Raw genomic sequence first — 7,376 nt, forward strand, 5'->3', positions numbered from 1 at the left:
GCCCGCTTCTCCGACGCCGCCCTGAAGGGCGCCTCCGCCGCGGAGCGTTACGCCGCCTACGTCCAGGCCTGTGCACTGGATGACGTGGTGGCCCTCACCCAGACGCTCGTCCGCTTCAAGACGGTGAGCAGCGAGGCCCCCGCCGCGAAGAACCCGGAGGTGGCCGCCATGGGCCGCGCCCTGGAGGCGTGGGCGAAGCAGCACGGCTTCGGCTTCCGCACCGTGGGCAACAACGACGTCTTCGAGCTGTCCTGGGGTGAAGGCGAGCCGCTGCTGGGGCTCGTGTTCCATGGCGACGTCGTCCCCGCGCCCGCCCATGAGTGGAAGCGCGCGCCCTTCAAGCCGGTGGTGGAGAAGGGCCGCCTGTACGGCCGCGGCGTGGAGGACGACAAGGGTCCCATCGCCTCCGGGCTCGTCGCGCTGGCCATGGCGAAGGACCTGGGCCTCAAGCCCCAGGGCAAGGTGCTGATCATCATCGGCAACGGCGAGGAGAGCGACTGGTCCGGCATGAAGAACTACGCGGACACGCAGCCCAAGCCCACGCATGTCATCTCCGTGGACTCCGGCTACCCGGTGATGGCCGCGCAGTCCGGCTTCGTCGCGTGGACGCTGGAGGCGCCCGTGGGCGCGGCCCTCGCCACGCCGAAGGAGGGCACCGTCGCGCGCGCCGTGGACGTGAGCGCGGGCGAGTTCCTCACCCAGGTGCCCGGCACCGCCACGCTGAAGCTTGCGCCCGTGAAGGGCCAGACGCCGGAGTCGGTGCTCGCCGCCGTGAAGGCCGCCATCGCCCAGGAGTCCCCCTCCCGCAGGGACCTGAAGGCCGACGCGAAGCGCGAGGGCAACACCGTGGTGCTCACCGCCCACGGCGTGGCGGTGCACTCGTCCACCGCGGACGAGGGCCACAACGCGCTCTGGGACCTGTCCGCCGTGGCCTCGCGGCTGTCTCTGGAGGACAACGGCATCGCGGCGCTGCTGCGCGTGGTGTCGAAGCGCTTCGACGGCGACCACCACGGCGAGAAGCTGGGCCTGAAGTACCAGGACGCGCTGATGGGGCCGCTGCTCGTGGCGCCCACCGTGCTGCGCGTGAAGGACGGCACCGTGTCCCTGGGCGTCAACATGCGCCGGCCTCAGGGCCAGGACGCGGCGGCCTTCAACGCGTCGCTGGACGCCGCCGCGAAGCGCGTGGGCGAGGACTCCGGTGGACAGGTGAAGGAGGGCTCCGGCCGCTACCTGGGCGACCCGCACGTGGCGGACACGTCCGGCCCGCTGGTGAAGACGCTGATGGACATCTACCAGCGGCAGCGCAAGGCGCCGGACGCGGTGCCCGGCTCCATCCGCGGCGGCACCTACGCGCGGCTCTTCCCTCGCGCCGTGGACTTCGGGCCCGCGTTCCCCAACGAGCCCTACACCGGCCACGCCCCGGATGAATCCATCGCGCTGGAGACGCTGGACCTGAGCACGCGCATGCTCGCGGAGGCCGTGCACACGCTCGCCATCGCGCCCGCGTCCGAGGTGAAGGCCGCGCCGTGATGCCAGCTCACGGCTCCAGGTAGCCCGGGGGCAGGGGGACGCGGGGCCAGCGCACGGTGAAGGTCGTGCCCTGGCCCAGCGAGGTCTCCACGCGGACGGTGCCCTGGTGCACGTGGATGATCTCACTCACGATGTAGAGCCCGAGCCCCAGGCTGCGCTGCTTGCCGCCCTGCTCCGGCGTGCTGGACGGCTTGAATGGGTCGAACAGGTGCGGCAGCAGCTCCGGGGGGATGGGCTCGCCCTCGTTGCGCACCCGCATCACCACGTCCGTGGCCTCACCCGTGAGCGTGGTGATGACGGGCGAGTCGTTCTTCGCGTGTTGCAGCGCGTTCACCACCAGATTGCCCAGCACCTGCGTCACGCGGTCCGGGTCCCAGTCCCCCCACAGGTCATCCCCGTGCACCTCCAGCAGGAGGGGCCGCTCCGGGTAGACGACTTGCAGCTCCTCCAGCATCCCCTGGCACAGCTCCTCCATGTTCACGTGCTGACGTGCCACCGGGATGCCCCCGCCCAGGCGGCTGCGCGCGAAGTCGAGGATGTCGTTGATCATCCGCGTCATCCGCGCCGTGGCCTTGCGGATGCGATCCACGGAGCGGCGCGAGGGCGTGTCCAGCTCCGGAAGCTTGCCCAGCATGAAGGCCGACGCGTTCACCGCGTGCAGGGGGTTGCGCAGGTCGTGGCCCAGGACGGCGATGAGCTCCTCGCGGAAGTCGATGGACTGCTGGAGCGCGTCCTCCGCGCGCTTGAGGTCGGTGATGTCCACCACCGTGCTGCCCACGCCGAGCAGCGCGCCGTCCGGGGTGCGCACCGGGAAGTAGTCCGCGCGCCAGACGCCCGCGCGGCCCCGCACCGGATCCGGTCCTTCGAGGAGCACGTCCTGCACGGGCCGCCCGGTCTCCAGCACCTGCCGCAGCGCCCGCTCGATGGGGGCCACGGCGCCGATGCGGACCATCTCATGCAGCGTGCGGCCCCGGTGGTCCTCCACGGGCTTGTTGTTGAGCCGCGCCAGCGTGCCGTTGATGCGCAGGTAGCGCAGGTCCTGGTCCAGGAACGCGATGCCCACGGGCGCCGCGTCCAGCAGCGAGTCCAGCAGCGCCAGCGACCGCTCGGCCTCCTGGCGTGCCTCGTGTTCACGCGCGTGCAGCTCCGTCTGGGCGATGTGCGCGGACGCCCGCTCCGCGACGGCGTGGAAGAGCAGTACGTCCGCGTCGGAGAAGGCGAAGGCCGTGCGCGAGCCCATGTACGCCATGCCCAGCAGCCGCTCGCCGTCCATGAGCGGCAGGCCATACAACGCGCGCAGCCCCGCGCGGCGCAGTGGCCCCAAGAGGACGCGCGGGTCGGTGGCGGCCGAGCGGACGAAGAAGGGCCGCCGCTCCAACGCCGCCAGCCCGCTCACGCCCTGGCCCACCGGCACGCGCAGGCCCTTCACCTCGTCCGTGCCCAGGCCCACCGCGGCGCGCACCACCAGCGCGTCGTCCTCCCGCAGCATCACCGCCGCGGTGTTCACGGTGAGCGCGGACTCCATCAGCCGGGTGAGCAGGCGCTCCAGGAGCGTCTCCATGTCCGGGTCGTCCAGCGTCGCCTCGGACATGCGGTCCAGCGTCTGGAGGATGCGCTGCTTCATGTCCCAGAAGAACGTCATCGTCCGGGTGACCACCCGGTCGAGCGTCTCCTCCAGCCGCGTGAGGTCGCCGGGCCGCAGCCGCTGCTCCAGCGTCTCCAGCCGGTGGAGGATGCAGCGGCGCAGCAGCGCGTACTCCTGCGCCACCTCGCCCAGGTTGAAGCCCGCGTCGATCCGGGCCGCGGCGTGCGCCGCCTCCATGCGTTCGTCCAGCGCCTCCGGCCCCAGCTCCATCGCATCCGCCAGCGCGGTGAGCAGCTCCGGCATGTGGTCGATGAGCCAGGGAGGGCGGGCGGCGTCCTTGCCGCCCAGGTCCCGCATCACCGCCTGCTGCCATTCCGTCAGCAGCGTGTCGTGGTTCGCGCGCAGGAACTCCGCCGCGGAGGGGCGAGGCCCGCTGCGCGCATGCTCGTCCACGGAGTGTGAATCCGGCTCCTGCATCGCCCGTCTCCCCGGGCCCCTCGCCCGGTCGCGCCGCCCCTCGCGAAAAGTCTGCGCATGGTGCCCCCGGCGTGCTTCGCCCCCGCGTCGGATGGAGACGCGACACGAGCCCTCGGCCGCTGGTTCCGGGCCGGGCCTCGGACGCACCGCCCGGCGCGCCGTTCACCTTCGTGCGCTCGGCCAGCCCTGGGGACGTTCGCGCCCCAGGGCATGCGCATGCTCGGGTAGGGTGGCCGTCAAAGCATGCCCACCCTCCTGCTCAACCGCTCCGCCGTGGCCCGCAACATCCAGGCGCTCCTGCTCCTGGACGACCTGCGCGAGGCCTTCCGCACCGACGTCCTGGCCCGCACGGTGGCCCCGCAGCGCGTGCGCGCGCCGCTGCACTCGTTGGGCACCGCGCTGGTGCTCTTCCCCGGCTGCGTGCCCGGCATCCCCGCGTACACGGTGAAGGTGCACGCGAAGTTCCCCGCGCAGAAGCCCGCCATCCAGGGCGTGGTGCACCTGCATGACCTGGTGACGGGAGGGCTGCTCGCGGTGATGGACTCCGGCCACCTCACCGCCGTGCGCACCGGCGTGGTGGGCGCGCTGGCCGCGGACGTGCTGGCCCGGCCGGACGCCACGCGCGTGGCGGTGATTGGCGCCGGCCGCCAGGGCGTGCTCCAGCTCAAGCAGCTGCGGCTGGTGCGCACGCTCAGCCAGGTGCGCGTCTACGACACGAACATCGCGCACGCGAACGCCTACGCGCAGCGCATGTACCAGGAGCTGAACCTGCCCGTGCGCGTGGAGACGTCCGTGGCGGAGGCCGTCGCGGACGCGGACATCGTGGTGACGGCGACGTGGAGCCACCAGCCCTTCCTGCACGCCGGCATGGTGCAGCCGGGCACGCACATCACCGCGCTGGGCGCGGACGAGCCGGGCAAGGCGGAGCTGTCCCAGGACCTGCTCGAGCAATCGCTGTTCGTCTGCGACCACCGCGGCTTGAGCGTCTCCACTGGCGCGGCGGGCGCGGTGGGGCTCACGGAGGCCGCCATCCACGCGGAGCTGGGCGAGGTCCTCGCGGGCCTCAAGCCCGGGCGCACGTCCCAGGAACAGGTGACGGTGTTCGCCGGGGTGGGCCTGCCCTTCCAGGACCTGGCCACCGCCTGGCACGTGTACCAGTCGGCGACCGGCGACGAGGACGTGCCCACGCTCGACTTCAACGAGTAGCGCGGGCCGTCCGTCCGTCCGGCCTGCTTCAGGCCTTGGACAGCGTCTGCGAGAGGCGCACGGCCTCCTCGTGCAGGTCGGTGTCCTCCGCCAGCGGCATGGCGAGCACCTTCTGCACCAGCTCCTTCGCCTTCTGCTCCTGGCCCAGGCGCGCCTGCGCGAGCGCCAGGTTGAGCAGCGGCTCCGGGCGGTCCGGGGCGCGGCGCACGGCCTCCTCCAGCACCGTCACCGCGCGCGGCAGGTGCGCGTTCGCCGGCTCCGAGGGGACGCGCAGCAGCAGCTGGCCCAGGTTGTTCGCCGCGCGCCAGCCGTCCGGCGCCAGGCCCATGCCCTGCTCGTACGCGGCGATGGCCTTGTCGTACGCGGGCGGCTCCTGCGACTCGAAGCAGGTGGCCTCCGCCATCTTCAGCGACTCGCTGGCGACGCCCAGCGACGCCATGGTCTGGCACAGGTGCCGGGCCTGTTCGATTTGACCGCGCGCCAGCATCAGCTGCGCCAGGTTCGCCTGGGCGTCCGCGTCCTTCGGGCGCTGGGCCGCGAGCGCGGAGGCCGCCTGGTAGGACGTGCGCAAATCGCGCAGCGCCATGGACAGCACCGTCACGGATGCGAGCATGCGCGGCTGGTTGGGCACCGCCTTGAGGCCCTGCTCCAGCACCTTGCGCGCGTCCACCAGCTTCTCCTGGGCGGACAGCGCGTGCGACAGGCTCAGGTACGCGGGCACGAAGCGCGGCGCCAGCGTGAGGACCTCGCGCAGCGTGGCGAGGCCGGCGTCCGTCTGGCCCGCCTCCAGCTGCACCTGACCCAGCCGGTAGCGGAACACCGGGTTCTGGGGCGCCGCCTTCGCGGCCTGGGACAGGGCCTCCAGCGCCTGGGGCGCCTTGTCCTGTTTGATCAGCATCATGCCCTTGCCGAAGTGAGCCTCGGCGCGGTTGGGCTCCACCGCGAGCACGCCCTGGTAGGCCTTGAGGGCGGCGTCGAGCTGGCCCTTCTGGGCGGCGATGTTCGCGCGCACCAGGCCGGTCTCCGCCGTGGCGCCCTGGGCCTCCGCCTTGGCGAGCAGTCCTTCCGCCTGGGGCACCTTGTTCTCCACCAGCGCCAGCTTGGCCATCACCACCAGCGCGTCGCGGTGGTTGGGGTTCTTCGCGAGGAGCTTCTCGGCCTCGGCCTTGGCCTGGGCCACCTGACCCTGCGCGAGAAGGGTTTCCAGAGAGTTCATGATGGAAAGTGTCCCCCAGGGGGCGGGGGCTGTCGAGCAACGGGGAAAAAGGAAGGGCCTCGCCCGGATGGACGAGGCCCTGGGAAGAGCTTCAGGTGGGAGGCGGCCGGACGGGGCCCGCGACTACCACTTGCTCAGCGCGTCCTTGATGCCTTCACCGACGTTCTTGATGCCCTCGCCGACGTTCTTGATGCCCTCGCCGACGTTCTGCACCGCGTTGCCCACGCCCTCGACGGCGGCCTTGGCGGCGTCGCCGACCTTGCCCACGTCGACGGAGAAGCCGAACTCCACGCTGGCGCCGATGCCCAGCGCCGCGCCCACGTCGAAGTTGGCGGACAGCTTGCCGTCCTTCAGGCCGACGTTGGCCTCGAACTCCACGCCGATGCCGGCGAAGGCTTCCGCGCCGGCAGTGACGGTCGCGGGGCCAATCTCCTGGGTGACTTCCGCGCTGGCGCGGGCGCCGGCGAAGGCCTCACCGTGCACGGAGGCAGCGGCCTGGCCGTGCAGCGGGTCCAGCACCACCTGGCCCGTGGCGGTCGCCTCGGCGCCCACGTTGCCCTCCGCGCCCCACTCGGTGCGGCCCACGGCGCTGTCCACGTGGCCTTCCACGGAGCCGCGCACCAGGTCCGCCTTCACGTCGACGGAGCCCTCGGCGCCAATCTTGCCGTGCAGCGGGTCGATGGAGACGTTGCCCTGCGCGGACACGTCCGCCGTCAGCGCCTGGCCTTCCACGGTGTTGTGGAAGTTGCCGTTCACGTCACCGGAGGTGTGGGAGCCGGAAGCCGCGGTCCAGTTCTTGTTCCACTCACCGGAGGCGACGGTCTGGTCGAAGCGGCTGGTCTCCAGCTGCTTCTGGATGTCCGTCGTGGTGTTGGGGTTGGCCTGGTTGCTGGTGGTGACGCGGTTGCCCTGCACGCCACGGTTCAGGTCGATGGTCGCCTCGCCCTGGGCCCGGTTCTGCGTCTGGGCCTGCACCTCGCGGCGCACCTGCGTCCCGTTGGCCGGAGCGGGCGTCGTGGGGTTCCGGAACACGGGGCGGTAGCGGTTGGTCTCGATGGCCATGGAAGGGGGCTCCGGCGGGCGCGATGCGCGGTGGGAAATCTTGTGACTTGAGAGAGTATCGGGGGCGCACCCGAGAAAGTTTCCGCTCCTCTTTTTTCTTTCTGATCCGCCGCGCCCTCAGGGCTCGGATCTCCCGGGAGCCAGGATTCCCTCTGGGTCGAACGCCGCCTTCAGCCGCTTTCGCACCTCCGCGGAGTCGTCCCGCACGGGCGGTGCGGCGTCCTGCGCCTGGAGTCCGGCTCGGGTCAGGTGGTACCCCGCGTCCGCCAGTTCGCGAGAGAGGGCGCGGTAGCAGGCCTG

The 7,376-nt window shown here is 71.8% G+C and carries 5 protein-coding genes and 1 pseudogene; 2 read left to right on the forward strand and 4 right to left on the reverse strand.

What is annotated here, in order from left to right; all coding sequences use genetic code 11:
* Positions 1 to 1,530: Sapep family Mn(2+)-dependent dipeptidase (locus tag D7Y15_RS40955; RefSeq protein WP_148713005.1), on the forward strand; the 1,530-nt coding region annotated here is incomplete at its 5' end.
* Positions 1,531 to 1,537: 7 nt separating this feature from the next.
* Here the strand turns inward: D7Y15_RS40955 and D7Y15_RS40960 are convergent.
* On the reverse strand, positions 1,538 to 3,568 hold the full coding sequence (locus D7Y15_RS40960) for an ATP-binding protein (protein ID WP_233605287.1): 2,031 nt from the start codon (positions 3,566 to 3,568) through the stop codon (positions 1,538 to 1,540).
* A gap of 267 nt (positions 3,569 to 3,835) precedes the next feature.
* Here D7Y15_RS40960 and D7Y15_RS40965 point away from each other — a divergent pair, with 267 nt between their 5' ends.
* Positions 3,836 to 4,798, forward strand: coding sequence for an ornithine cyclodeaminase family protein (locus tag D7Y15_RS40965; protein WP_120581094.1), 963 nt, complete (start codon positions 3,836 to 3,838; stop codon positions 4,796 to 4,798).
* Positions 4,799 to 4,826: 28 nt separating this feature from the next.
* Here the strand turns inward: D7Y15_RS40965 and D7Y15_RS40970 are convergent, their stop codons facing one another.
* The 3 genes and pseudogenes from D7Y15_RS40970 to D7Y15_RS44995 all read right to left on the reverse strand — a co-directional run.
* Complete coding sequence (locus tag D7Y15_RS40970) at positions 4,827 to 6,014, reverse strand: tetratricopeptide repeat protein (protein WP_120581093.1); 1,188 nt, start codon at positions 6,012 to 6,014, stop codon at positions 4,827 to 4,829.
* Positions 6,015 to 6,137: 123 nt separating this feature from the next.
* Positions 6,138 to 7,076: a hypothetical protein gene (locus D7Y15_RS40975; RefSeq protein WP_120581092.1), complete on the reverse strand. Its 939-nt coding sequence runs from the start codon at positions 7,074 to 7,076 to the stop codon at positions 6,138 to 6,140.
* A gap of 117 nt (positions 7,077 to 7,193) precedes the next feature.
* Positions 7,194 to 7,376, reverse strand: a pseudogene (locus D7Y15_RS44995) (FAD-binding oxidoreductase); the annotation flags it as partial.

This window comes from Corallococcus sp. AB030 (genome assembly GCF_003668965.1).
Lineage (GTDB): Bacteria > Myxococcota > Myxococcia > Myxococcales > Myxococcaceae > Corallococcus > Corallococcus exiguus.